Annotated in this window: 17 protein-coding genes; 10 read left to right on the plus strand and 7 right to left on the minus strand. The window is 61.6% G+C overall.

Annotation, left to right across the window (positions count from 1 at the left end; all coding sequences use genetic code 11):
- Positions 1-72 precede the first annotated feature (72 nt).
- The 4 genes from ACMXX3_RS00005 to ACMXX3_RS00020 all read right to left on the minus strand — a co-directional run bounded on the left by ACMXX3_RS00005 (position 73) and on the right by ACMXX3_RS00020 (position 4,290).
- On the minus strand, positions 73-1,701 hold the full coding sequence (locus ACMXX3_RS00005; RefSeq protein WP_421082773.1) for a DEAD/DEAH box helicase: 1,629 nt from the start codon (positions 1,699-1,701) through the stop codon (positions 73-75).
- A 257-nt stretch (positions 1,702-1,958) separates the two neighbouring features.
- On the minus strand, positions 1,959-2,180 hold the full coding sequence (locus ACMXX3_RS00010) for a DUF3107 domain-containing protein (RefSeq protein ID WP_421082774.1): 222 nt from the start codon (positions 2,178-2,180) through the stop codon (positions 1,959-1,961).
- A gap of 92 nt (positions 2,181-2,272) precedes the next feature.
- On the minus strand, positions 2,273-2,950 hold the full coding sequence (locus tag ACMXX3_RS00015; RefSeq protein ID WP_421082775.1) for a TetR/AcrR family transcriptional regulator: 678 nt from the start codon (positions 2,948-2,950) through the stop codon (positions 2,273-2,275).
- A 44-nt stretch (positions 2,951-2,994) separates the two neighbouring features.
- A complete protein-coding gene (locus ACMXX3_RS00020; RefSeq protein WP_421082776.1) occupies positions 2,995-4,290 on the minus strand; it encodes a glutamyl-tRNA reductase in 1,296 nt (431 codons plus the stop codon).
- 139 nt (positions 4,291-4,429) lie between these two features.
- On the opposite strand from ACMXX3_RS00020, the gene hemE reads away from it, so the two are divergent.
- The 8 genes from hemE to hemL all read left to right on the plus strand — a co-directional run bounded on the left by hemE (position 4,430) and on the right by hemL (position 13,935).
- Complete coding sequence (gene hemE / locus ACMXX3_RS00025; protein ID WP_421082777.1) at positions 4,430-5,557, plus strand: uroporphyrinogen decarboxylase; 1,128 nt, start codon at positions 4,430-4,432, stop codon at positions 5,555-5,557.
- A gap of 11 nt (positions 5,558-5,568) precedes the next feature.
- The gene (hemG, locus tag ACMXX3_RS00030; RefSeq protein ID WP_421082778.1) at positions 5,569-7,047 is read left to right on the plus strand and encodes a protoporphyrinogen oxidase; all 1,479 of its coding nucleotides are present in this window, start codon (positions 5,569-5,571) and stop codon (positions 7,045-7,047) included.
- Positions 7,048-7,082: 35 nt separating this feature from the next.
- Complete coding sequence (hemQ, locus tag ACMXX3_RS00035; protein WP_421082779.1) at positions 7,083-7,931, plus strand: hydrogen peroxide-dependent heme synthase; 849 nt, start codon at positions 7,083-7,085, stop codon at positions 7,929-7,931.
- Positions 7,931-9,232: a ferrochelatase gene (locus tag ACMXX3_RS00040; RefSeq protein ID WP_421082780.1), complete on the plus strand. Its 1,302-nt coding sequence runs from the start codon at positions 7,931-7,933 to the stop codon at positions 9,230-9,232. Before hemQ ends, ACMXX3_RS00040 begins: the two co-directional genes overlap by 1 nt.
- 441 nt (positions 9,233-9,673) lie before the next feature.
- Positions 9,674-10,684: a hydroxymethylbilane synthase gene (gene hemC, locus ACMXX3_RS00045; RefSeq protein ID WP_421082781.1), complete on the plus strand. Its 1,011-nt coding sequence runs from the start codon at positions 9,674-9,676 to the stop codon at positions 10,682-10,684.
- Positions 10,684-11,517, plus strand: a complete 834-nt coding sequence (locus ACMXX3_RS00050) for a uroporphyrinogen-III synthase (RefSeq protein ID WP_421082782.1) — start codon at positions 10,684-10,686, stop codon at positions 11,515-11,517. Before hemC ends, ACMXX3_RS00050 begins: the two co-directional genes overlap by 1 nt.
- A gap of 9 nt (positions 11,518-11,526) precedes the next feature.
- Entirely contained in the window at positions 11,527-12,543 is a 1,017-nt protein-coding gene (hemB, locus tag ACMXX3_RS00055) for a porphobilinogen synthase (protein ID WP_421082783.1), read from the plus strand.
- Positions 12,544-12,609: 66 nt separating this feature from the next.
- Positions 12,610-13,935: a glutamate-1-semialdehyde 2,1-aminomutase gene (hemL, locus tag ACMXX3_RS00060; RefSeq protein ID WP_421082784.1), complete on the plus strand. Its 1,326-nt coding sequence runs from the start codon at positions 12,610-12,612 to the stop codon at positions 13,933-13,935.
- A 225-nt stretch (positions 13,936-14,160) separates the two neighbouring features.
- On the opposite strand, the gene ACMXX3_RS00065 is transcribed toward hemL, so the two are convergent.
- Positions 14,161-15,510, minus strand: a complete 1,350-nt coding sequence (locus tag ACMXX3_RS00065; protein WP_421082785.1) for a threonine/serine ThrE exporter family protein — start codon at positions 15,508-15,510, stop codon at positions 14,161-14,163.
- A gap of 140 nt (positions 15,511-15,650) precedes the next feature.
- On the minus strand, positions 15,651-16,346 hold the full coding sequence (locus ACMXX3_RS00070) for a 3'-5' exonuclease (protein ID WP_421082786.1): 696 nt from the start codon (positions 16,344-16,346) through the stop codon (positions 15,651-15,653).
- 164 nt (positions 16,347-16,510) lie between these two features.
- Between ACMXX3_RS00070 and ACMXX3_RS00075 the strand changes: the two genes are divergently transcribed.
- Positions 16,511-19,984 (plus strand): ATP-dependent helicase, encoded by a 3,474-nt coding sequence (locus ACMXX3_RS00075; RefSeq protein WP_421082787.1) that lies wholly within the window; start codon positions 16,511-16,513, stop codon positions 19,982-19,984.
- A 19-nt stretch (positions 19,985-20,003) separates the two neighbouring features.
- Complete coding sequence (locus ACMXX3_RS00080) at positions 20,004-23,693, plus strand: ATP-dependent helicase (RefSeq protein WP_421082788.1); 3,690 nt, start codon at positions 20,004-20,006, stop codon at positions 23,691-23,693.
- A 108-nt stretch (positions 23,694-23,801) separates the two neighbouring features.
- On the opposite strand, the gene ACMXX3_RS00085 is transcribed toward ACMXX3_RS00080, so the two are convergent.
- Positions 23,802-24,785, minus strand: a complete 984-nt coding sequence (locus ACMXX3_RS00085) for a phosphotransferase (protein WP_421082789.1) — start codon at positions 24,783-24,785, stop codon at positions 23,802-23,804.
- Positions 24,786-24,951: the final 166 nt, after the last annotated feature.

Consider the following 24,951-nt stretch of genomic DNA (forward strand, 5'->3'; position numbering starts at 1 on the left):
GCGAAAAGACCATTTAAATGAGAAATGACCAGCTAGTTGCTGGTCATTTCTCATTTAGATGGTACCTAGTGGTTAGCTGTCGCTACCCTCTACCCGGCGGGTACGACGGCGGCGGCGACGCTGGCCCTCAGCCGACTGGGAGCCTTCACCCTGGGGCGCCCCCTCACTTGCAGGCTTCCGGCGCTGGCGGGCAGGACGCTCCTGCCCGACCTCACCCTCAACCCGGCGGGTACGGCGGCGCGGCTTCGAATCAGCTTCCCGGCCCTCACCGCTCTGGGATTGACGCTTCTCACCGCGCTTCTCGCCACCATCACGGCCACCTGTGCGACGCGGGGAGCGGGAGCTAGACCGTCCCCGGCCCTCACCGCCGCGGCCGCCTCTGCCACCCCGGCCTGAACGATCGCGCTTGGGGGACTGACCATAATCCTCAGCCTTTTCTGCCTGCAGACCGGCTGCGGTCCGCTCCTCCTTGGGCAGGCGGCCCTTGGTGCCCTTGGCGATGCCCAGGTCGGTAAAGAGGTGGGGGGATGATGAATAGGTTTCAACAGGCTCGTCAACGCCTAGCTCCAGGGCCTTGTTGATGAGCTTCCAACGGGGAACGTCCTCCCAATCCACCAGGGTGACGGCGGTACCTTCCTTATCGGCCCGGCCGGTGCGGCCCACCCGGTGCAGGTAGGTCTTCTCGTCCTCGGGGCACTGGTAGTTAATGACGTGGGTGACGTCCTCAACGTCAATACCGCGGGCTGCAACGTCGGTGGCAACCAGGATGTCGATCTTGCCGTTGCGGAAGGCCCGCAGGGCCTGTTCGCGGGCCCCCTGGTTGAGGTCGCCGTGAATAGCACCGGCGGCAAAGCCCCGGTCAGTCAGTTCGTCGGAGAGCTTGGCTGCAGACCGCTTGGTCTTGGTGAAAATGACGGTGCGGCCCCGGCCCTCAGAGCGCAGAATCCGGCCGACCAGCTCGTCCTTATCTAGGGGGTGGGCCCGGTAAATGACCTGGCGGATGGAAGCCTTGGTCATGGTTTCTTCCTCGCCAGATTCGGCGCGGATATGCATGGGCTGGCTCATGTAGCGGCGGGCCATGGTGAGGACGGGGCCGGGCATGGTGGCAGAGAAGAGCATGGTCTGGCGCTTCTCGGGTACCGCAGAGAGGATTCTTTCAACATCGGGTAGGAAGCCCAAATCCAGCATTTCGTCGGCCTCATCGAGGACCACAATTTTTACTTGGGAGAGATTGAGGTACTTCTGTCGGTGCAGGTCAATCAGACGGCCGGGGGTGCCGACAATCAGTTCAACCCCCTGTTCAAGTTCTTTGACCTGGGTGTCGTAGGGGCGGCCACCGTAGAGGGTTGAAACCCGCACTCCGGTCTGGGAGGCAGCAAGCGATAGGTCATCACCTACCTGGATTGCCAGTTCGCGGGTAGGAACGATAATGAGGGCCTGGGGGGCACCGGGGGCAGTGAGGGCTTCGTAGCCCTCCTGCTGGGGGCCGGTAACAGACTGCAGGGCAGGTAGACCAAAGCCCAGGGTCTTGCCGGTACCGGTCTTGGCCTGGCCGATGATGTCCTGGCCAGAGAGGGCCACCGGCAAGGTCAGAGCCTGGATGGGGAAGGGGCTGGTGATGCCCTTAGCGGCTAGGGCATCGGCGATGTCCTGGCGGACGCCGTAGTCAGCGAATGTTTTGCTGGTATCGAATTCAGTCACGAAGGATCGGGTTCCTTAAATGGGGCCCAGGGGGCGCGAGGGTGGTGGAAGCCGATCGTGGGTTTTCGGTGGTGCTCTAGCAACCTCAGGCCATAGGTGGTGGCCGGGGAGAGCTGGTCAGGGTGCGAAAGTTCTTCGGTATCGAGGGACGACCGGGCAACCGGGTTAACAGTCTCATTCTACCGGTAGAGGGGCTAAGACAAAAGGCACCAGCTGAAAATAGCTGGTGCCTGAGGGGATTGGAAGTTCTTTGGGCCTTAGATGCCGAAGCCAATCCGGGGCTTGGACTCGGTGCCGAGTTCAACGAAGCCGATGTTGGCTGCAGGGATGAGGGTGGTTGCGCCCTTGGAGTCGGTCAGTTCGAGCAAGCCGCCCTGTTCAAGTGCTGCTGCCACCTTGGCCTTGACGGCCTCGGGGGTCTCGTCTGATTCGATCATGACGTGGGTGGGGACGTTGAGTACGCCAATTTTGATGTCCACAGGTGGGCCTTTCAGGGGTAAGGTTTCGTGCTTCTTCCACAGTTTACGCGAGGACGGTCGGCTCAGGGGGAAGTTTCGGTCTGAGCTAAAGGCTATTCCCAGTCCTCATGGAGTTGGGAGATACCGCCCCAGGCCAGGCGGAAGACTGTCCGCTCTGATTCTGCCAAAGCCTCGTCATTATTTGGATCCCCGACGATGGCGCGGGTTGCGCTCAGGACCATGCCGGTGAGCATCCGGGCGGTGAGCAGGGCTTCACGGTGGGAGATACCAGCATTCGGGGCAAGGACGTCGGCAATATGGTGGGCAATCATCTGATGTACCGTCTCAAGCCGCTCTAGCACAGCCGGGTCGGCGTGAAGATCTGAGTCAAAGATAATGTGGTAGCCCGAGGCATTGTTGCGGGCGAAAGAGAAAAAGGCTGAAATCATGCCGCGAACCCGTTCGCGGTTATCGGTGGTGTTATAGAGGGGCTGAACTAGCTGGGTGAGCAGGCCGTCGACCTGCTCGTCCAAGACAGCCATATAGAGATCCCGTTTGCCGGTGAAGTACTGGTAGAGCTCGGGCTTGGTGATGTGGGAGGCCTGAGCGATGTGCTCCATGCTGGTGGTTTGGTAGCCCTTGGAGGAAAAGACGTGGGCTGCTGTTGCGATGAGCTGCCGGCGACGGAGTTCCTGGGGTAGGTGGGACTGGGGGCGGGTTTCTTCTGCGAAATCTTCCTCGAACTCCTGATCATCGTCTTCAGGATCTGCAGAAAATAGCTGGGTTGGCATTAGCTCATCTACCTTGGGTGTTTGGGTGCTCAGGGTGGGTGGGGTCAGGAGCTGGCAGAGGGGGAATCTGCCCTGGGGGATGGCTCCTGGTGGACTTCGATACCGTAGAGGGCTTGGAGGGCATTGATGTAGACATCACCTTTGCCTTCTCGGGCCAGTTCCTTGGCACGAACCGTGGGTGTATGCAAGAGGGACTTGACCATGCGGCGCATGGCAAGTTCAAGCTGCTCGGTTGCAGCTGTGCATCCATATTGATTGTGCACCTTAGCGAGTTCAGTGTCGAGTACTTGCATAGTGTGTTCTCGCAGAGCAACAATGGCAGCATCGACGCTACGGGCTTTTTCCTGGGTGGAGAACTCAGTTGCGGCCTGGTTGACAATTGTCTTGGCGGTGTGGACGGATTCGACTGTTTCTTCCGGGGCTGCCAGACGGACAGTTTCTAGTGTAATGAGGTCAACCTCAGGGATGTCGGCCACTTCCGGAGCGAAGTCCCTGGTCAAGGCTAGGTCAAGGATGACGCGCTTACCGGGGGGTATCTCAATCGGCAGCATGGGGGAGGAGCCCCCTGAGCAGCCGATGATGACGTCGGCCTCTTGCATCTGCTGGTAGAGCTCGCCGTGGGGGACGGGGCTCACCCCGCGTTTTTCTGCAAAGGCAGCTGCCCGGTTGGAGCGGGAGTAAATCCAGATATCGGTGGCCCCCCTGGCGTGCAGGGCAGCGACCGTTGCCCCGGCATAGGCGCCGGTGCCAAAGACCAGGACGCGCCGCTCTGGCCAGGACTGATCAGCTGTTTCATCTGCTAAATCCAGGGCGACGGACACAATTGAGCGGCCCCGGGAGCCGAGCATGGTGGACTGGCCGACCTTGCGGGCTGTGGCTGCCCCGTGCTCAAAGAGACGCACGAGGTTGCCCGTTGCCCGTCCTTGCTCCTGGGATTCGATCAGGGCCCGACGGACCTGGCCGGTGATTTCCCGTTCTCCCACCACCGCTGATTCCAGGCCCGATGCAACGGTGAAGAGGTGGTGGGCAGCGTCCTGATTGACGTGCACATCAAAACTGTTTTCAACGATGTCGTAGGTCAGGCCTGAGGTCTTGGTGAGAAGATCGTAAATCTGCTCTGTTGTATCAGCCACCTGGTCCTGGGCAGCCTGATCCGTGTAGCCGGGCTGGGAGGGCAGCTCACCGTAGAGCTCCAACCGGTTGCAGGTAGACAAGATGACCTCGCCGGAAAGTCCGAGGTGGGCGAGGTGCTGATGGATTTTTTCAAGGCCTTCGCTGAGTCGAGCGACAGTGGTCAAATCAACGGTCTTGTGCGAGGCTACCAGGCTAAAGATTGTCACAACCCCTCCATCATACTCAGCTGCACCTGGCACCTGCGGTGACAAAGTGTCACTAAGGTGCCGGCCAAGGGGTGCCTGCAGGGGCAACAACGACAACCTGTCTCTAAAGTTTGGGGCTGGATTTGGCACAATGGTGTATATGACTGAAACCCCCAACGCACCCCTGCGTCAGCGCCCCCTGCTCACCGACGAGCAGCTGGCCCACCTGCCGTCCTCCCACCCCCTCAAGACTGCCAACACCGGTGAATCAGCCATGATTCGCACCCTCACCGGGCGCGAAGCCGAGCACGCCCCGGTCTGGTTCATGCGGCAGGCAGGACGCTCCCTGCCCGAATACCGCCAGGTGCGTGAGGGTATTCCCATGCTGGAATCCTGCCTTACCCCCGAACTGGCCGCAGAAATTACCGTCCAGCCGGTGCGCCGCCACAAGGTGGATGCCGGTATCTTCTTCTCCGATATCGTCATTCCCATGAAACTAGCCGGAGTCGGGGTAGATATTGTGCCCGGCCGCGGCCCCGTCCTGGATGCCCCCGTCCGCACCCTTGAGGACATCAAGAACCTCCCCGAACTTGAAGATTCAGCCCTCGACCCCATCCGGGAAGCCGTTGCCCTCACCGTCGAAAAGCTCGGCTCAACCCCCCTGATTGGCTTCGCAGGTGCCCCCTTCACCGTGGCCGCCTACATGGTAGAGGGCGGCCCCTCCCGCGACCACCTGCGTCCGCGCACCATGATGCACGCTGACCCCGAAGCCTGGGAAGCACTAGGTGCCTGGGCTGCCCGCACCTCAGGTCAGTTCCTGGCAGCCCAGATTGAGGCAGGTGCTTCAGCCGTGCAGCTCTTTGACTCCTGGGCAGGCTCTTTGGGAGAAGCAGACTACCGCCGCTTTGTGATGCCCCACTCGGCAGCTACCCTGGCAGCGGTTGAACACTACGGGGTGCCCCGTATTCACTTCGGAACCGGCACCGCCGAACTGCTGCCCGCCATGCTCGAAGCCGGGGCGGACGTCATCGGTGTCGACTACCGCCTACCCCTCTCAGAAGCCCAGCGCCGCCTGGGTGGGGGCGTCGTCCTGCAGGGCAATATTGACCCGGCCCTGCTAGCCTCGGGCTGGGAGGCACTGGCAGCCCACACCGACGCAGTGCTTGAAGAAGGACGCAGTGCCCCGGCCCATGTGGTCAACCTTGGCCACGGGGTACCCCCGACCACCGACCCCACCGTTCTCACCAAGCTGGTGGACTACATCCACACCGAAACCCGAAAAGGCTAGGTAAAAGCACCATGGCACCGACTCCCGCCCCCGCCCCAGGATCCGCCCCCGGCACAGCCCTCGTGATCGGTGGCGGCATTTCAGGGCTCCTAGCTGCCCGCGAGCTTGCCCAGGCCGGAGCCAAGGTCACCCTCCTCGAACGGGAAGACCACCTTGGCGGTGCCGTCGGCGCCCACCAGCTGGCCGGGGTCGTCCTAGACTCCGGCGCAGAATCCTTTGCCACCCGCACCCCAGCCGTGCGTACCCTGCTCGAAGAGCTCGGCCTCGGCGACAAGATTGTGCAACCGGCCGGGTACGGCTCCTGGCTCTACCTGCCCGAAGGCCCCTTCCCCTCACCCTCAACCGGTACCCTCGGCATACCCGGAAACCTATCAGACCCCGTCCTGAAAAAGATCCTCGGTAAGGCCGGTTTCCGCCGGGCTAAGCTGGATGCTGTTCTGCCCCGCTCAGCTGGCTCTCACGCCAAGACCCTGGGTGAGCTGGTGCGCCTACGCATGGGCCAGCAGGTCCTGGACCGTCTCGTGACCCCGGTCGTCTCAGGCGTCCACTCGGTCCACCCGGACAAGCTGGAAATAGCTGCCATTGCCCCCGGGCTCCTGACCGGCCTTGGCGAACTCGGTTCCCTGTCAGCGGCCGCTGCCCGGCTCCGTGCAGCCTCACCTGCCGGATCCTTGGTCGCAGGTATCAAGGGCGGCATGAACCAGCTGTCAGAAGCCCTCGTAGATGATCTTCTGCGTCACCGGGTCCGGATTGTGACGGGCTTCGACACTATCGCCGTCGATAGGGACCCCTTCGGCGGGTGGATTGCGATCCAGCGCCAGCCCGAATACGGCGAAAAATCAGCCACCATCCGGGCCGACCAGCTCGTGGTAGCCACCGACGCCCAAACCTCCATCCGCCTGCTCGGCCCCCACCTGCCCTCCTCAGCCCTGCCCCCGGTGCAGCCCGGCCCCGAAGTGGCCCTGGTGACCCTCGTCCTCGACCAGCCCGCCCTCAACAACGCCCCGCGCGGAACCGGCCTGCTCGTGAGCGAACTGGCCACCAACGTCCGCGCCAAGGCCCTCACCCATGCCACCGCTAAATGGCGCTGGGTTGCCGACGAAGTCGGGCCAGGCCGTCACATCCTGCGCCTCTCCTACGGCCGAGGGAAGGAACACGACACCTCCCCGCTTTCAGAACTTGCCCTCCACGACGACCAGTTGGTGACCCTGGCCCTGCACGATGCCAGCCAGCTGATGGGAGTGCCAATCAGCAAGTCCCAGCTCATCGCCGCTGATGTTGTGCGCTGGCAAGGCGTCCTACCTTCCACCAGCCCCGGCCACACCCAGCGGGTCACCGCCTTCCGTGCCGCCCTGGAGGAGCTGCCCGGAGCAACCGCAGTCGGTGCCTGGATTGCCGGAACCGGCCTGGCTGCCGTCACTGCAGATACCCGCGCCCACATCAAAAATTTTGCCCAAACCCCTGGGCGTCCCAGCGATCCCACCGCGTAAACGCCCCCACCATAGGACGAGAAAGGTCTACTCCCATGTCCCACCACGGTAAGCCCGAGGCCGCAGGTCACGGCTCCTCCAGCTACGGATCTGGCCACGGCTCCTACTCCCACGGCTCAGCAGGTCACGGCCACGGCGGCCGTCCGCCCATGCCCACCGCCAAGGACGCTTTCGGTAAGATTCAGGGCCAGCGCCCCGGCGAAGTAGCCGAAGGCGACAGCCAGTTCCACTACGCCCTTTACACCGTCTTCGCCCGCGAAGGCGCCGCTGATCCTGCTGCGACCAGCCCCGAAGCTACCGCTGAGATCGAGGCCCTGGTTGCTGAGCTTGAAGGTAGGGGTGTTATTACCCGTGGCTTCTACGATGTGTCCGCTATGCGCAACGATGCGGACGTCATGGTCTGGGTACACGGTGCTGTACCAGAAGACCTGCAGGCGGCTATTCGTAGCTTCCGCCGCACTAAGGCCTTCTCAGGCACCAAGATCGTCTGGTCCACCATGGGCGTGCACCGCGACGCTGAATTCTCAGCCGGTCACACCCCCACCTTTGCCAAGGGTATCGCGCCCGAAAAGTGGGTCTGCGTCTACCCCTTCGTGCGCTCCCTCGACTGGTACACCATCAACCCCGAAAAGCGCCGTGAGATCATGAAGAACCACGGCATGAAGGGCATTGACTTCCCCGAGGTCCTGCCCAACACCATCGCCACCTTCGGCCTGAATGACTACGAGTGGCTCATCGCCCTTGAAGCCCCCGAACTGGTGCTCATCGTTGACCTCATGCGCTCCTTCCGCAACACCGAAGCCCGCCACTTCGTGCGCGAAGAGATCCCCTTCTACACCGGCCGCCGTATCGAAGCTGCCGAGATTGCCCAGGTGATTGCATAATGACCGCCCAGCTTCCTGCCGATATTATCCCCAACCAGACAGATCCGGCCAACACCGCTTCCAACGGCCCGGCTGTGCTCGATGAGGGCACTATCGCCGACTACACCCCCGAGTCCACCCTAAGCCGACCCCGCGCGTCCGCCCCCCAGGACTACGACCTGGTGATTCTCTCCTCCTTCGGCGGCCCCGAAGGTCAGGAGGACGTCATCCCCTTCCTGCGCAACGTCACCGCCGGTCGCGGCATCCCCGACGAGCGCCTGGAAGAAGTTGCCACCCACTACCGGGCCAACGGTGGCGTCTCACCCATCAACGACCAGAACCGGGCCCTACTAGCGGCCCTGCGTGAAGCCCTCGCGGAGAAGGGCCCTGCTATCGACATCACCTGGGCCAACCGAAACTGGGAGCCCTACGTCAATGACGTGGTCCAGCAGGCCTACGACGAGGGCAAACGCAAGATCCTGGTGCTGGCCACCAGTGCCTACCCCGGCTACTCATCCTGCCGCCAGTACCGTGAAGACTACGGTATCGCCCTTGAAAAGCTGGGACTAGAAGGCAAACTGCAGATCGATAAGGTCCGCCAGTTCTGGGACACCCCCGGCTTCATCACCCCCTTTGTTGAGGGGCTGGTAGAAGGAATCAAGGACGTCCGCGCCCAGCTGGCTGCCGCTGAAAAGACCGCTGCGGGCAACGGAAAAATCCGCATTATGTTCTGCACCCACTCTGTGCCCACCAGCGCCGCTAACGAAGCTGGCCCCCGCGGCGTCAACTACGAAGGTGGCTCCGCCTACGTCGAAAAGCACCTAGAGGCTGCCCGCGCCGTCCTCGCCGGTGTGCAGGCCATCGACCCTGCCCTGCTCGATCAGGTTGACTGGGAGCTGGTCTACCAGTCCCGCTCCGGCCCGCCGTCCATGCCCTGGCTCGAACCCGACGTCAATGACGCCCTCGAAGCCCTCGAAGGGCAGGTGGACGGCATCGTGCTGGTTCCCCTCGGCTTCGTCTCAGACCACATGGAAGTCAAATGGGACCTCGACACCGAGGCCCTTGCCACCTGCGAAAACCTGGGCTTTGCAGCCGTACGAACCCCCACCCCCGGCACCCACCCCGCCTACGTTGAGGGCCTGCGCCAGCTCATTGCCGAACGAGTCGCCTCCACCGCCCCCGCCCAGGACGCTGAAGGGGTAGAGGCCGCTCGCGAGTCCGTCTGCGGCGGTAAGGGCTGGTTCGACGCCTGCGACCCTGACTGCTGCAAGTCCCTGCGCCCCGGCTCCGAGAAGCCGGTGATTGCTGATTACCAGGGGTAACACCTAGGGCGGGGTAAAGCTATGGTTAGGGTTGGTGGCGCGGGGGCTGCTGCCACGCTCGCAACCATTCTCACCCCGCCTCTGGAGCTTGCTCGCAAGCTCGCATTGTAGCTCCAGACGCTGGGGCGATTCATTGCCAGGCCCAATCCACGCTCGCTTTCGGCAGCAGCCCCCGCGCCTTACGGCGCGAACTTTGGTTTCCCCAGCCAGTTGGCTTCATATATGCCCCGCCGCCCGGTTGCCGCATGGGCCAGGAAAGCGGGCGGAGGGGAACACGCAACTAGCTCGCGTGGATCGGGCCTGGCGGTGAATCGCGACGAGCCCCCAGGCGAGGAGCGAGAGCGGTTGCGAGCGCTGCGTGTTCCCCATAGCACGCGCCCTCAGCCCACCCCCAGGCCTCGGGACTAAAACTCTGACAAAGATTGTACGAAAGGACGCTCCTTGACAGCTCGAACATTTACCGTAGGTACGCGGGGCTCGGCCCTTGCCACTACCCAGACCGGCTGGGCTGTTCAGCGTCTGCACGAGGCCACCGGTATTGAGCTCACCACCGTCACCGTTAAAACTGAGGGGGACGTGCTGACCGGCCCGCTGTCTCAGCTGGGCGGTACCGGCGTGTTTGCGGCAACCCTGCGCTCCCGGCTGCTGGAGGGGGGAGTGGATGTGGCCGTCCATTCCCTGAAGGATTTGCCGAGCGCCCCCTGCCCGGGGCTGACCGTCGCTGCCACTCCTGAGCGGGAGGACCCCCGGGATGCCCTGTGTGCCCGGGACGGGCTGACCCTGGAGAGCCTGCCTGCTGGTGCCCGAGTCGGTACCGGTTCACCCCGCCGGGCAGCCCAGCTGCTGGCTATCCGCCCCGACCTGACCATTGTTGATATTCGCGGCAATGTGGGTACCCGTCTTGCCCGCGTGGCCGGTAATGAACACTACGGGGTGGGCGCCCACGGTTTGCACGGGGAAAAGAAGCTCGGTGCTATCACCGGTGACTGTGACGCCGTGGTGCTGGCTGCTGCCGGCCTGCACCGGCTGGGTCTTGCGGAGACCATCACCGAGTACCTGGACGTTGACAGGGTTGTTCCTGCCCCGGGACAGGGGGCTTTGGCCATTGAGATTCGTAGCGAGGACGTCGCTGATGGTTCTGAGCTGGGGCAGGCTGTTGCTGCTATCAACCACACCGAGACCCAGCTGGCTGTGACCGCTGAGCGTTCCCTGCTGCGCCGCCTGGAAGCAGGTTGCGCCGCCCCCATTGGGGCCTACGCCTATCTTAAGACTGGCCAGCTCATTCTTACGGTGGCTGTGGCCAACCCCGACGGCACCGACCTGCTGCGCCACACCGTCCAGACCCCAACCCTTTCAGTGGAGGCAGCAGGGGCCCTGGGCGTTCAGGCCGCTGAAGACCTCCTCGGCATGGGGGCAGCAGCCCTCGCGGGTCTAGAGAGGGCGGGGGAATAATGCCTAGCTACCTCATCACTCGAACCCCGGCTAAGGCGGCTGGGTTTACCCGGGCTATCGCTGAGCAGGACGCCGCCGCGCAGGTACTCTATGCCCCTATCTTGGACGCGGTCGGCAGCCAGCCGGAGGACTGGGAAGAAGTTGCCTTCGCCCTAATCCGCGGGGAGTTTTCCTGGGTTACCTTCACCTCGGTCAACGGGGTTCTGGGACTCGACGCCCTTGCTCAGGGGCTGGGCCAAAGCCTGGCAGAGCTTTTGGGAGCAGCCCAGATTGCAGCTGTCGGTAAGGCCACCGAAGCGGCCCTGACCGACCGGGGCCTGCTGGTGGACTTCGTACCTGAAACCCAGTCAGCAGCTGGCATGGTCGATGAGTGGCTCATTGATGAAGAGTGGGATAACCCTATGGACGAAACCGTCCTGGCTATCCAGGGCACCACCGCCTCACCGGCCCTCGAAGAGGGGCTGACCGACTACGGCTACACCGTAGCCACCCTACAGGTCTACGACATGGTGCCCTACCCGGCTGAACACCCCCTGAGCAGCCATCTGCCCGAGGGAGTGTCCGAACCGGATACCACCGCCCTGACCCTGGAAGCTGCCGTCACCGCGCTTGCCGAAACCGACGTCCTGGTTGCAACCTCACCCCTGCTCCTGCGCACCCTAGCGGATGCCGCCGGTAGCCCCCTGCCGCCCACCGTCGCTATTGGAGCCAGCACCGAGGCGGCTGCCCTCGACCTACCCGAGCACCTGCGTCCTGCGCACCTCACCGTATCTGCTAGCCCGGCCCCGGCTGACCTGGCCAAAGCAGCCCGCCTCCTTTCAGAGAAGAAATAGGAAACCACCATGTCAGATCTTTTTGCCCCCTCAGCCTTGCCGGTCCGTCCCCGCCGCCTGCGCGCCACCGGCCCCATGCGGGCCCTCACCGCAGAAACAGCCCTGACTCCGGCTAACCTGGTTCAGGTGCTTTTTGTGCGCGACGGCATTGACGCCCCGGTGCCCATTGAGTCCATGCCCGGCCAGTACCAGCACACCCTGGAAACCGTCATAGGTGAGGTGCAAAAGGCCGTCGACGCCGGCGTGCGCTGCATCGACCTTTTCGGTGTGCCCCGCGATGAAGATAAGGACGCGGCCGGTTCCGCTGCCTGGGCTGAGGACGGCATCCTCAACCGGGCTATCCGCACCGTCCGCCAGCACTTTGGCGACTCTGTGGTCGTCATGGCTGACACCTGCCTGGACGAATTCACCGACCACGGCCACTGCGGCCCCCTTACCGAAGACGCTTTTGGCAATACTGTTGTTGATAACGACGCCGCCGTCGAAGCCTACTGCCGTATGGCGGTTTCCCAGGCCCGCGCCGGGGCCCACACCGTCAGCCCCTCCGGCATGATGGACGGCCAAATTGCCGCCATGCGCACCGCCCTCGACGATGCCGGTTTCACCGACGTCTCAATCCTGGCCTACTCCGCAAAATACGCCTCGGCCTTCTTCGGCCCCTTCCGCGATGCGGTGGGATCCACCTTCACCGGCGACCGCAAAACCTACCAGCAGGACCCGGCTAACCGCCGCGAATCCCTCTACGAGGTTCAACTCGATATCGCCGAGGGGGCCGATATGGTCATGGTCAAGCCCGCTACCGCCTACCTGGACATCGTGCGAGAGGTAGCTGACCTGTCACCCGTCCCCGTCGCCGCCTACCACGTCTCCGGCGAATACGCCATGATCGAAGCAGCCGCCGCCCAGGGGTGGATCGACCGCAAGGCGGTTGCCCTGGAAGCCCTCATGGGGATCCGCCGGGCCGGGGCCTCCATCATCCTGACCTACTACGCCACAGAAGCCGCCACCTGGCTGGCAGAAGCCTAAGACCGGCTGCACCAGACTAAACTAAACACAAGACTTCTAGAACCAAAAACCACAGAAAGGTTCCCTGTGACCGTCTCTGAAGACCTCTTTGCCCGCTCAGCTGCCGTCATTCCCGGCGGCGTCAACTCACCCGTCCGAGCCTTCAACTCAGTAGGGGGCACCCCCGCCTTCATGGTGGAGGGCGCTGGCCCCTACCTGACCGACGCGGACGGCCGCAACTACGTCGACCTGGTCTGTTCCTGGGGCCCGGCCCTGCTCGGCCACAAGCACACCGGCGTCATCGAAGCTGTCCACGCGGCTGTAGAGCACGGCCTCTCCTTTGGCGCCTCAACCGCCGCTGAAACCGAACTGGCTGAACTGGTGGTTGACCGCATCAACGCCGTAGCCCCCGGTACCATCGACCAGATCCGCATGGTCTCCACCGGTACCGAGGCGACCATGACCGCCATCCGCCTGGCCCGCGGTTACACCGGCCGCGACAAGATTATTAAGTTCGCAGGCTGCTACCACGGCCACGTCGATGCCCTGCTCTCAGAAGCCGGTTCTGGCGTCGCCACCCTTGCCTTGCCCGGTTCGGCAGGCGTCACCGCCGCCACCGCCGCAGAAACCATCGTTCTGCCCTACAACGATGAGGACGCCGTCCGCGCGGCTTTTGCCGCCAACCCCGGCGACATTGCCGCCATCATAACCGAAGCTGCCCCCTGCAACATGGGTGTTGTTACCCCCGCTGAGGGCTTCAACGCCTTCTTGCGCGAGATTACCCGCGAACAGGGCGCCCTCATGATTTTCGACGAGGTGCTCACCGGCTTCCGCGTTTCGTCCGCAGGCTACTGGGGTTACACCTCACCGGCTGAGGGCAACTGGGCCCCCGATATCTTCACCTTCGGCAAGGTGATCGGTGGCGGTATGCCCATGGCAGCCCTGGGTGGTAAGCGCGAAATCATGGAGTACCTTGCCCCCACCGGCCCGGTTTATCAGGCAGGTACCCTCTCTGGTAATCCCATCGCCATGGCTGCCGGTCTTGCAACCCTCAAGGCCGCTGACGCTGCTGTCTATGAGACGATTGATACCCGTTCAGCCCAGCTGCAGGCCGCCCTGGTTGAAGCCTTCAACGCTGAGGGGGTCAACCACTCCATCCAGACTGCAGGAAACCTCTTCTCTGTTGCTTTCGGTACCGCTGAGAAGGGTGTACACAACTACGACGATATCAAGGCGTCAGAAACCTTCCGGTATAACGCCTTCTTCCACTCCATGCTGAACTCCGGCGTCTACCTGCCGCCCAGCGCTTTCGAAGCCTGGTTCCTCTCAGCTGCCCACGACGATGCTGCCATGGACCGCATCATCTCGGCCCTGCCCGAGGCAGCCCGCGCAGCGGCAGAAGCGACAGCCTAGAATAAAACCCTATGCACATGCGCGGTGCACTGACCTTCGCCAACTAACCTTCTCGCTGGCTCGTTAACTGGCTCCCAAACTCGCCAGATTCGCACCAAGATTTATTTTCCTCGCGCGCTCGGAATCTCGGTGCTCATCACTAGCGATTCATGCCAGCCCCAGCCAGTTGGCTACCGGCCAGTGCACCGCGCTTGTGTTTATGTGGGAACTCAGGAGCTCTAACGGCTATCTCATATGCCCCTGCGGCAGGGCAGCCAGGTTCTGGGTGTCGCGGTCGTACAGCCAGTTCTTGTCCATGAGCAGGCGGGACAGGGCCAGGCCCATACCTAGGGCAGCGAAGATGAGCAGGACCTGCACAAAGCTGGCCAGGGCCTCGTTCACGTCCCCATTGGAGAAGTGGGCCATGGACATGTAGAACATGACGCCAGGAACCATAGTGACGGTAGCTGGCACAGCCAGGGAGACGCGCGAGACTCTCCGCGAGTGTAGGGGCGCGACCACCTCGGAGAGCACCCCGGCAGTAAAAACAGCCAGGGCGATAGCTAGGTGGGGTGCCCAGCCTGCTTCAATCAACCAGATACGACCCGGGTTCACGATTGCGGCGATTGCCCCTGCCCAGGTACAGGAGAGGGGAGTGGCTGAAAAGAGCATGGCAAAACCGTAGGCCGCTGTGAAAGAAGCCAGCATTTGCAGGATCAGGAGCAGCCAGAAGTCTAGGTGCGGGGCAGGAGCCTGTTCGAGGGGGAGGCTAAATACCAGGGAAATGAGCCAGACCGAAAAGGAAGCACTACCCAAGAGCAGGGCAACGTAGGTTAGGCGGGAAATACCCGAGGCAAAGTCCATCCGGGCTATCTCTAACATACCGGTGACCAGGGGAAAGCCGGGCACTAAGTAGAGAATCGACGAAATAAAGCCCACCAGGTGGTTATCGGCGATGAGACCGGGGGCGATGAGCGCTGACATGACCCCCACATAGATACCGGCTGAGAGCAGGCCGCAGAGCATCCACACCGCCATGTGGTTGAGTCCCTTGTGGGCCAGGGTAGAACGCAGCAGCTGGCCGGCAAAGGCAGCTAGGAGAACGACCGAACACTCAATGACCCCGCCCCAGTTGAGGAAGGCAAAGGCAGCACAGGCCAGAGCGGCAGCGAGAGCTAGGAGCCAGGGGGCGTAGAGGGGCTTTTCCTTCTCGATACGGGTAAGGGTGGCATCAGCGACGGCCGGGTCGATGCGCTCGGGTAGGGAGGAGACAAAATCGCTGAGCAGGTCAATCTTGTAGGCGGAGATTCCCTTGATTCGGGTCTCAGCAATTTCAGTGCGGAAGTTGCCGCCTGAGTAGGCGGTGGTGGAGATTTCCGTGAAGTGCACCTGGGCGTGGTGTTCCTCCAGCCCTACGGCTTTGGCCAGGCGGGACATGGAAGCCTTGACCCGGTAGGCGCTCGCCCCGGATTTCATCAGAAGCAGCCCAAGTTTGAGCACAACCGCTGATTGGGCTACCAGTTCTTGGTGCTGGTTGCGGGTGGAGCCGAGGTAGATGCTGTTGGTGGCCGGATGGGGTGAGGGAGACTGGCTCACGGGAGCTCCTAGTCAAAGAGGGTGTTTTCCTCTTCTTAATCTAGTAGCTTTCCTACCAGAAAGGACGGAGCGGGGCAGAGTGACGGTGCTCAAGGCACCCTCCCCGCCCCGGCGTCCTGATATAGTCCTCGAGGGGAAGGCTAGTCGGTACGTACTGGCCAGGCGCCGCTGACGTCCGCCTGCTTGCCAATGCGGTTGAAGTAGTCCTGCAGCTCAGCAGCTTGCTCAGCCGCCCAGGTAATCTGCTGCTCGTGTAGGGTGGTGGCGGGCTGTTCAATCTCGTCGTACTCAAAGCTCATAGCCGTCAGCAGGCGCTCAGCTGCCAGGGCATCGTCCTTGGAGGTATGGGCGTTCTCTAGTTCTACGCTGTACTCGCTGGCCAGCACTTCTAGGGTGCGCTTGCCCTTTTTAAACTTGTGGACGTGCTTATTGATAACCAGGGGGTCAAGCACCGGGTAGCAATTCAGGGGCGGGTAGCCGTAGCGGGCTAACTCATAGTGCATGACCGAAAAATCGTAGGCCGCATTAAAGGCGATAACGGGCACCCCGTCAGCAAACAAACCACCCAGAGCCATCGCAACCTCATAGGCCACCTGGGCTGCGGGTTTGCCGTGCTCCCGGGCGTACTCGGTGGTAATACCGTGAACGGCAGAGGCCTGCTCGGGGATTTCAATACCGGGGTCAGCCAACCATTCCCCGGCTCGAAGGACGTCGCCGTCCGGGGAGACCAAGACCAGGGACGCTGTGACAATCCGGGCAGTTTTGGGGTCAACTCCGGTTGTCTCAAGGTCAAAGGTGGCGCGGGGAAGTTCAGTCCAGGGGGTCTGTGAAGTCATACTCCTGATAGTAGCGGGTCTGGCCACCTGCAAAAAATATATCGGAGGCCTTGTTCCCAGCTTCTTAAAATGTCAGGCACCTATGATGGGATAAAGGTACATGCACCACCTAAAGCAGAAAACATGCACCAGTTTTCTGCCAAGCACCAATGGGGGAGAAGACAGTGAAAAACACTCCTGCTGAACATTCCGCAACCCTATACCTGGGGGCACCTGGAACAGGAAAAACCCAGCGCCTGCTCGAGGCCGCTATCGACTTCGTCAACCAGGGAGGCGCCCCCGACCGCCTGCTGGTGCTCACCCCCACCCGGGTGTCAGCCACCCGCTTCCGAGAAGCCTTCTCCACCGGTATCACTGCCACCGTCTCAACCGCCCCCGTCAAGGCCTGGCAGGCCTACGCCTACGATCTTCTACGTCGGGCACAGATGGAAGGCTACCTGCCCGGGGTCGACCATACCCCTAAGCTCCTGAGTGGCCCAGAACAGGACGTCCTGATTAAGGAGCTGCTGGAGGGCCACCGGCAGGGGTACGGCACCGCCCTCATGTGGCCCCAGGATTTGCAAGAAGCAATAGAAACCCGGGGCTTCCGCCATGAGGTGCGTGATTTCTTCGACCGCATGGCCGAATACGACCTGTCAGCAGATAAGGTGGCCGAACTCGGTGAGCTCTACGGGCGGAAGGAATGGACCAGCCTGGCCACACTCTATAGGGAATACCGGCAGGTCAGGGCTCTTCGGGCCCCCAACGCTTACGACCCAGCTGCCCTCATTCACGAAGCAGCCAAGGCCCTCAAAGCCAACCCTGCCTTCCTCGCAGCTGAACGCAGCCGCTACAGCCTCATCCTGGTCGATGACGTCCAAGAGCAGACCCCTTCTATCTACCAGCTCCTGAGACTACTGGTTGGGCCCCCCACAGCAGGCATGGGGGGAGACACCAGACCCGCCACCGTCTGTCTTACCGCATGCACCGATACCGTCGTGCAGGGGTTCCGTGGCGCAACCCCCCACCTTGTTGGAACCCTACCCGGCCTCTTTGAAGGCGGCCTCACCACAGTCCAACTGGAAACCAGCTGGCGGATGGCCCCTGCCATAGCCTCCCGCTGGGCCGAAGTCGCCAGCCGTCTCCCCCTGACCCCGGGGGCTATCCACCTCCGTCAACTCAAACAACCCAAGAACCATCCCCGGGAAGAAGCCCTCCTGCCGGTAGGGGACGACGGTGCCCTGCTCAACCCTGAAAAAGCCCAAGATCACCGGGCAGCTGTGGAAAGCCACACGGTGGAGACCCCCCAGCACGAAAACCAGCTGCTGGCCCAGCTCATTCTTGAAGACCATCTCTACCGGGGCAAGGCCTACTCAAGAAGCGCCATTATCGTGCGAAATAGCTCCCAGGTCACCCGTCTCAAACGGGCCCTGATCAACCTGGGCCTACCCGTCAAAACCGCTGCCTCCCTCACCCCCGTCCGGGATGAACCGGCAGCCCGCCCCTTCCTCGATGCCCTGGGGCTCATACTGCATACGCGGACGGTCCGGGCCCAAGAAGAAGACCAGGCACATCAAGAAGTAGGTGAAACTACCCAGCCAGCCCTTACCACTACGAGTTCGGGGCTAACACATTCAGAGGTCACAGATCCTGCTAGCCAGGAGGCCCTAACTCCCAGCCCCTTCGTGGAGAAAGCCGGTGCTGCCTGGGGGCTAGGCGTCGATACCGCCATTGCCCTGCTCACCTCCCGCCTGGGGGGAGCTACCACCATGGAGATCCGCCGCCTCCGCCAGCGACTCCGAGCTAACGAACTTCGCTCTGGGGGCTCACGAGATAGTGACGCCCTACTCGTCGAAGCCCTCATGAACCCCCACCAGCTACCCACCCAAGGTGCAGGACAAGCAGCCCGCCGTCTGGCAGCCGTCCTGTCAGCTGGAGAAAAAGCCCTCAACGAGCCTGGGGCAACAGCAGAGACCGTCCTCTGGGCCCTCTGGGAAGCATCAGGGCTTGGCCCCATTTGGCGCAAACAATACCTCACCGGTGGCGCCGGGGCCGACCGGGCAGGCCGAGACCTTGACGCCATGATCGGTCTTTTTGAATCGGCTGCCCGCTACACCGACCAAATGCCAGGGGCAACAGCAGAACAATTCTTGGCCTACATCGACTCCCAAGACCTACCCATGGATACCCTGGCCGAAAGAACCAGTTACCGGGACGCCCTTGAAATCCTGACTCCGGCCCTGGCAGCAGGCCGCCAGTGGGATACTGTCTACGTTGCTGGAATCCAGGACGGCACCTGGCCAAACACCACAGTCCGCGGCTCACTGCTCGGCACCCTTGATCTGGTGGACGCCGTCACCGGCCGATTGACCCCGGGCACAGCCCAAAACCAGGGTCATGCCCTACTGGAGCGGATGAAGGCCAACCGGTTTGACGAAATTAGAATGTTCTCAACGGCAGTCTCCCGTGCCAGTGAAAGAGTGGTCTGCACAGCGGTATCATCGGTCGACGAGGCCCCCAGCGAGCTATTGGATATCTTTGCCCCGCCAGAAGGGGGAGAACGCACCAACACAGAGGTACGCCGGCCCATGACCTTGCGCTCCCTCATCGCAGAGCTACGCCAGTGGGCTGAAGCCCAACACCTTTCCCCGGCCAAGGCAGATGCCGCCGCTCGCCTGCTCCACCGCCTTGCCGACCCAGAATCAACCTCAGGAATTCAGCTACCCGGTGCCCACCCCTCGTCCTGGTGGGGAATGCTCTCGCTCTCATCAACTGCACCCGCCTTTATGGGGGAAGGACCCGTGCCAGTTTCCCCCTCCCAGATCGAGAAGATCCACAAGTCCCCCCTGGACTGGTTCGTCTCAGCAGCCCGGGCTGAAGCTGCCACCGACGCCTCCCGCAGCCTCGGAACCCTCATCCACTCCATCTGCGAAGAATTCCCTGACGCCGACGGCATCACCCTGCGCGATGAGCTTCGACTGCGTCTGCCAGAGCTGGGCTTACCCGATACCTGGGAAAGCCGAAAAACGATCGAGCGGGCTGAGACCATGGTGATGAAATTTGCTGAATACGTGAGAGAACTGCCGGCAAAGGGACGTCGCCTTGTCGGTGTTGAAGGCAGCTTCAGTGTACTCGTGCCCGGCCCCACTAAGGACGCCCTCCTCTCAGGCCGGGTCGACCGCATAGAGGTCGATCAGCTGGGCCGTTTTGTCATCATTGACATCAAAACAGGCAAATCAAAGCCTTCTAAGGCAGATATTCAAGTCCACCCCCAGCTGGCTGCCTACCAGGTAGCTCTTGAAGCTGGAGCAGGGGAACAGATGAGCCGGGAAGTCTCGGCTCATCAGGACGGCGCCCCAGCAACATCCCAGGACAGGCCCGTTTTGCCCCTCCACGGCCTCCAGGAGCTCTCCGGCGGTGCCCTGCTCTTACAGATCGGTGATTCTACAAAGAGCTATTCTGAACAGGCCCAGGAACCACTCACTCAAGAAAGCACCTGGGCGGTAGATCTCATCACCCGGGCAGCTGAACTTATCGCCAACGACTTCATCCAGGCCCGCCACACCGGCGAAGGCACTTTTGGTGTGGGGTGCACCCTGCCCGAAATCTGCCCCCTCTGCGCACGAGGCCGCGCCATCACCGTCCGACCAGCCCAGTAACAGCAAGGAGAACCCAACCATGACTATCGACCCCACCCTGTTCGGTCTCCCCGCTGATACCGAACTGAAAACCCCCGAAGAACTTGCAGATGCTCTCGTTCGGCCCCGGCCCACCCAAGAGCAGTCCGCCATCATTTCCTCCCCCCTGATTCCCCGCCTAGTTGTAGCCGGTGCAGGCTCCGGCAAAACCGCAACCATGGTCGACCGAGTGGTCTGGCTGGTCGCTAACGGCCTCGTTCGAGCTGACCAGGTATTAGGCGTTACCTTTACCCGGAAGGCTGCCGGTGAGCTGAGGGAGAGAATGCGCTCGCGGCTGGAAGAACTCCGTCGGCAGGGGATGGTCAGGGAGCAGGAGGGGGAAACCGGCGACCAGGTCACCAGCGATCCCACCATCTTGACCTACCATTCCTACGCCAACACCTTGGTCAAACAATACGGTCTACGAATCGGTATTGAGGACGATGCCCAAATGCTAGGCGGTGCCCAAACCTGGCAACTGGTAGCCCAAATCGTTGAGCACTATGAGGGCAAACTTCCCGAAAAGGAAGTCTCCAAATCAACTATGGTCTCGGACGTCATTTCCCTAGCTGGTGAGTGTTCAGAACACCTCATTACCCCTGACCAGGTCATCGAGTGGTGCGATACAACCCTGGCCCGGGTGGCCCATCTGCCCAAGCCAACCTCCAAGGGAGCAACCTCCGAACAGCGGAGCCTGGTGCAGGGACTTGAGATGCGAAAGTTTTATGCAGAACTGGCCAAACGCTATCTCAGAGTCAAGCAACAGATGCAGGTTCTGGACTACGGGGACCTCATCGCCAATGCAGCCCGAATCGCTCGGGAAGTGCCTCTTGCAGCTACCACGGAACGGGAACGCTTCAAGGTGGTCTTGCTGGATGAATTCCAGGACACCTCCCACGCCCAAATGCAGCTCTTTTCGGATTTGTTTGGTGGTACACAAGGACGGGACCAGCACCCCGTCATGGCAGTAGGCGACCCCAAACAGTCCATCTACGGTTTCCGCGGTGCCTCTGACGGCCAGCTATTTAGCTTCTACGACTACTTCCCCGCCACCGACCGTACAGCCAGTTACCTTACTGTTGCTTGGCGCAATGACACTGCCATCCTTGAAGCGGCCAACACTGCAGCTGCCCCCCTGGCCACCCAGCCCGACTGGGTGACAAGCCACCACAAAATTGAGGTCCCGCCCCTGCGTACCCGCCCCAACCCTACGACCGGCAGGGTCGTGTTGGGGGAATACCTCACCGACCAGCAGGAGGCAAGGCAGATTGCAGCCTCCATCGCCCAAGAGCGGGGAAAATTTGCCCACCGACCCGTCGACGAGATGCCGACGATGGCCGTGCTCTGTAAGAAGCGGGCCTACATGGACCCGATCCGGGTAGCCTTTGATGAGCTGGGTATTCCCTACCAGGTGGTTGGTTTGGGTGGTCTCCTCGATACACCTGAAGTCGTAGATACAGTAGCCGTCCTGCGGGTCTTGAGCGATCCGGGCCGGTCGGATGCCCTCATGCGGCTGCTTGCCGGAGCCCGCTGGCGCCTTGGTCTGTCAGACCTCTTAGCCTTTGGCGATTGGGCAGAGTTCCTGAAAAAACAAAGGGAACTTGAAATCCGGTACGGGATTTCAGAGCAGGCAGCCCACCTGAGGGCAGAACAAGAAATCTTGGATGAACTGGAAGAGCCCCAAAGAGATAAGGACCAGGCTGAGTTTTCTTCCGATCACCGGGTCGAGTACGACCGTCTCATGAAAGCCGCAGCTCCTGATGTTACCGACAGCTCTTCCCTGATTGAAGCCTTAGAAAACCTACCAGCTGCCGACTGGGTATCGCCACGAACCGGCCGGTCTATTACCTCTGAAGGGCTACACCGCCTAGGGGCCCTGGCCAAAGAGCTGGCCTACCTGCGTCAGTTTACCGCCGATGACCTCACCACCCTCATCACCGAAATTGAGCGCACCTTACTGCTGGATATCGAATTAGCTGCCCGCCCCGGCGTCCGCGCTACCACAGCCCGGAGGAACCTTGATGCCCTCCTCGACGTAGCTGCAACCTACGAAGCGACCGCCCCCCGCGTCACAGCCCTGCTCCATGCAGCTGCCAACGGGCTTGACCCCGATGAGGACAACTCGGCCGTCACCTTCTCCCTCAGTGCCACCGGTGCTTCAGCCGCCGGTATCACCGGGTTCCTGGCCTGGCTGGACGCAACCGTCCACGAGGAATCTGGCCTAGACATGGTCCCTGAAGCCCCCCGTAAGGACGCCGTGCAGATTTTGACCGTCCATGCCTCCAAGGGATTGGAATGGGACCACGTCTACATACCCGGCATGGCAGACGGGGAATTCCCCGATAACAAGGATGAACGCTGGACGAAGAAATCAAATAACCTGCCCTGGCCCTTGCGCGGGGATGCCCCCTATCTCCCTGCCTGGCGCTCAGATTTTGAGTCCCTAGCTGATTTGGGCGAGTTCATGCTCCTGCTCAAGGACGATGCTATTGCCTACCGGAAGAATGAGGAGCGCCGCCTTGCCTACGTTGGTTTCACCAGGGCCAGGAGCCTGCTCATGCTGACCTCTTCCGCTTGGAAGGGGACCGGGGCAAAACCCCGCCAGCTCTCCAGCTTCCTAGAAGAACTTGAGTCTGCTGCCCTGGTAGACACTGTTTCTCGCATGAGCCCTGAAACCAACGGGGAAAGCAACCCCCAGGCGGTGGCCATTGCAACTGCCCTGTGGCCCTATGATCCATTCGACGGGCCCCAGGCCCTGACATGGAGCTCCCCAGAGGACCTTGCTGAGGTAACTGCCGCGCAGATTAAAGAAGCATCTGCGGCCCCTAAGGGGGCTACCACCGGGCTAACCCCCCGCCAGGTGGTCCAGCGGGCTGCCCTCAACGTGTCGGCAGGAGGTCTGACCGAGGCTGACTACCGGGAAGCCCTGGAGGCCCTACCCAACCCTGAGCTAGATTCGGCGGACGAGGTTCAGAAGATGATTGCTGATTGGGAGGAAGAAACTGAGCTCCTGCTCCAGCTCCTAGCCCAACCTTCCGAGCACCAGGACTTCGAACTGCCCACCCACCTTTCCGCTTCCCAGCTGGTGGCAATGCTGGCGACCCCCCAGGACGTCATTGATAATATCCGCCGGCCGATGCCCCAACGCCCCAGCATCGCTGCCCGCCAGGGTACTATTTTCCATAGCTGGGTTGAGGACCATTACGGCACCTTGGGCATGCTAGAACTTGCCGAGGATTACGATGACGGGGACGCTGACGTCGAGCTCAACCTGCCTGAGCTGAAGGAGAACTTCCTCGAGAGTTCCTGGGCCCAGCGAGAACCCTGGGCATTGGAATATCCCCTGGAGACACCTATCGGTGGGATAACGATTCGTGGCCGAATTGACGCTATATTTGCCAGCCACCATGACGACGGCTCAACCACCTACGAACTAGTGGACTGGAAGACGGGCAAGCCGCCCCGAAATGAGAAAGAATTCAAGGCGAGGTCTGTCCAGCTGGCCCTCTATCGCATCGGTTTTGCCCGTCTCATGGACGTTCCCGAGGAAAGAGTCAAGGCCTTCTTCTTCTATGCTTCTACGGGCGACACCAAGGAAGTCGACCAGCCAGTTTCCGTTGACATGATGGAGAAGAAACTCAAACGAGCTGAGAAGCTAGGGCAGGCTGCAGCCCGCTTAATGCACCCCTAGGGCAGAACCGTCCCTGCCCGAAGGGGAGGAACAGACGACAAACGGGGCTTGCCCCACCTATATCGGTGGGGCAAGCCCCGCGTCAAATACGGCCCTCATCAAGGCTGTTTAGTCGAGTGGTTCAGGGACCGTCTCATCAATCTTTGGCTGTAGCTGACCTGCTGATGCAAGTTCTGCTTCGAGTTGATTGAGCATAGAGACCGCTTCAGAAATCATGATTCTGTCATCTAGCTCTACCCCTCGGATTAGCCACTGGGCCAGGGCAAACTCAGCGTAGAGATTGGCGCGGGTTTCGAGGTGGCGGTCAGGCTCCTGTGGCATTTCCTTGCGGTAGGCCTCAAAGACCTGTTCCCGGAGCGTAGGGTCTTCGCAGGCCAGCAACCAGGCGAAGTCTTGGGCAGGGTCTCCAACGCAGACTTCAGACCAGCCGGTAATTTCTACAATTTTCTTCTGCTCAAGAACCAGGTTGTCTTCGTTGAGATCTCCGTGAATTACACGGGTTCGGAAGTCCCAGAGGGGCTGGCTGGTGAGCTGCTGTTCCCACCGGTGCAGCAAGCCGGAGGGGACCTTGCCAGTTGCAACGGCTAAGTCTAGTTCCGCCAGACGCCGTTCGCGGACTTGCTCTGAGGTGTACACGGGCAGGTCAGCGTCCTCGACAATGGTGGTGGGGAAGACGTGAATGGTGGCGATAGCGTGGGCCAGATCCTTTACAAGGCCAGCCTGGCCAGGCTTGGTTGTGTAGAAAATATCGGTCAGTTCGTCGATATCGTGATGGCGGCCGGGAACATGCGAATATATGAAGGCTTGGCGGCCGTCGAGGGTGACCGTGCCGACAATGGTGGGCACGAGGAAGGGCAGGCGGGCCCGAAGGCCGGGGGTGAAGGACTGAAGAATAACGTGCTCTGCTTCAAGCCGGACGCTGGCTTCAGGGTGTTTGGGGGCGCGGACCCGCCACCGCTTGTTGGCGGAGTCGATGATAATCGCCGAGTCAAAGTCATGGGTGTCATCAGCTGAGGGGAGAGCTGCGACGGGGTAGAGGCCGGGCACTCCAGCTGATACGATGGCGGCAAGTTGAAGCGGTGTTGAAGTCACGTATTCAAGCCTACAAGAGTTCGAGGGGTGTTTTAAGGTGGTTTCTTCAAATCCCAGCAAACTGTCGACCAGCACACATAGCGGGGCAGAGACACAGGGCCAGAATAGGGCCAGCTGTCCTGACTGGTTTTCGCCCCTGGGGCGGGTGCCTCTGGTTGCTGACCGG

It is taken from the genome of Rothia nasimurium (assembly GCF_049068285.1).
Taxonomy (GTDB): Bacteria; Actinomycetota; Actinomycetes; order Actinomycetales; family Micrococcaceae; genus Rothia; species Rothia nasimurium_I.

What these genes read in the sequence shown, in the direction of transcription:
- ACMXX3_RS00040 (WP_421082780.1), top strand. Translation starts at nt 7,931, where the DNA reads ATGACCGCCCAGCTTCCTGCCGATATTATCCCCAACCAGACAGATCCG.
- hemQ (WP_421082779.1), top strand. Translation starts at nt 7,083, where the DNA reads ATGTCCCACCACGGTAAGCCCGAGGCCGCAGGTCACGGCTCCTCCAGC.
- hemG (WP_421082778.1), top strand. Translation starts at nt 5,569, where the DNA reads ATGGCACCGACTCCCGCCCCCGCCCCAGGATCCGCCCCCGGCACAGCC.
- ACMXX3_RS00015 (WP_421082775.1), bottom strand. Translation starts at nt 2,950, where the DNA reads ATGCCAACCCAGCTATTTTCTGCAGATCCTGAAGACGATGATCAGGAG.
- ACMXX3_RS00080 (WP_421082788.1), top strand. Translation starts at nt 20,004, where the DNA reads ATGACTATCGACCCCACCCTGTTCGGTCTCCCCGCTGATACCGAACTG.
- hemE (WP_421082777.1), top strand. Translation starts at nt 4,430, where the DNA reads ATGACTGAAACCCCCAACGCACCCCTGCGTCAGCGCCCCCTGCTCACC.
- ACMXX3_RS00050 (WP_421082782.1), top strand. Translation starts at nt 10,684, where the DNA reads ATGCCTAGCTACCTCATCACTCGAACCCCGGCTAAGGCGGCTGGGTTT.
- hemB (WP_421082783.1), top strand. Translation starts at nt 11,527, where the DNA reads ATGTCAGATCTTTTTGCCCCCTCAGCCTTGCCGGTCCGTCCCCGCCGC.
- ACMXX3_RS00070 (WP_421082786.1), bottom strand. Translation starts at nt 16,346, where the DNA reads ATGACTTCACAGACCCCCTGGACTGAACTTCCCCGCGCCACCTTTGAC.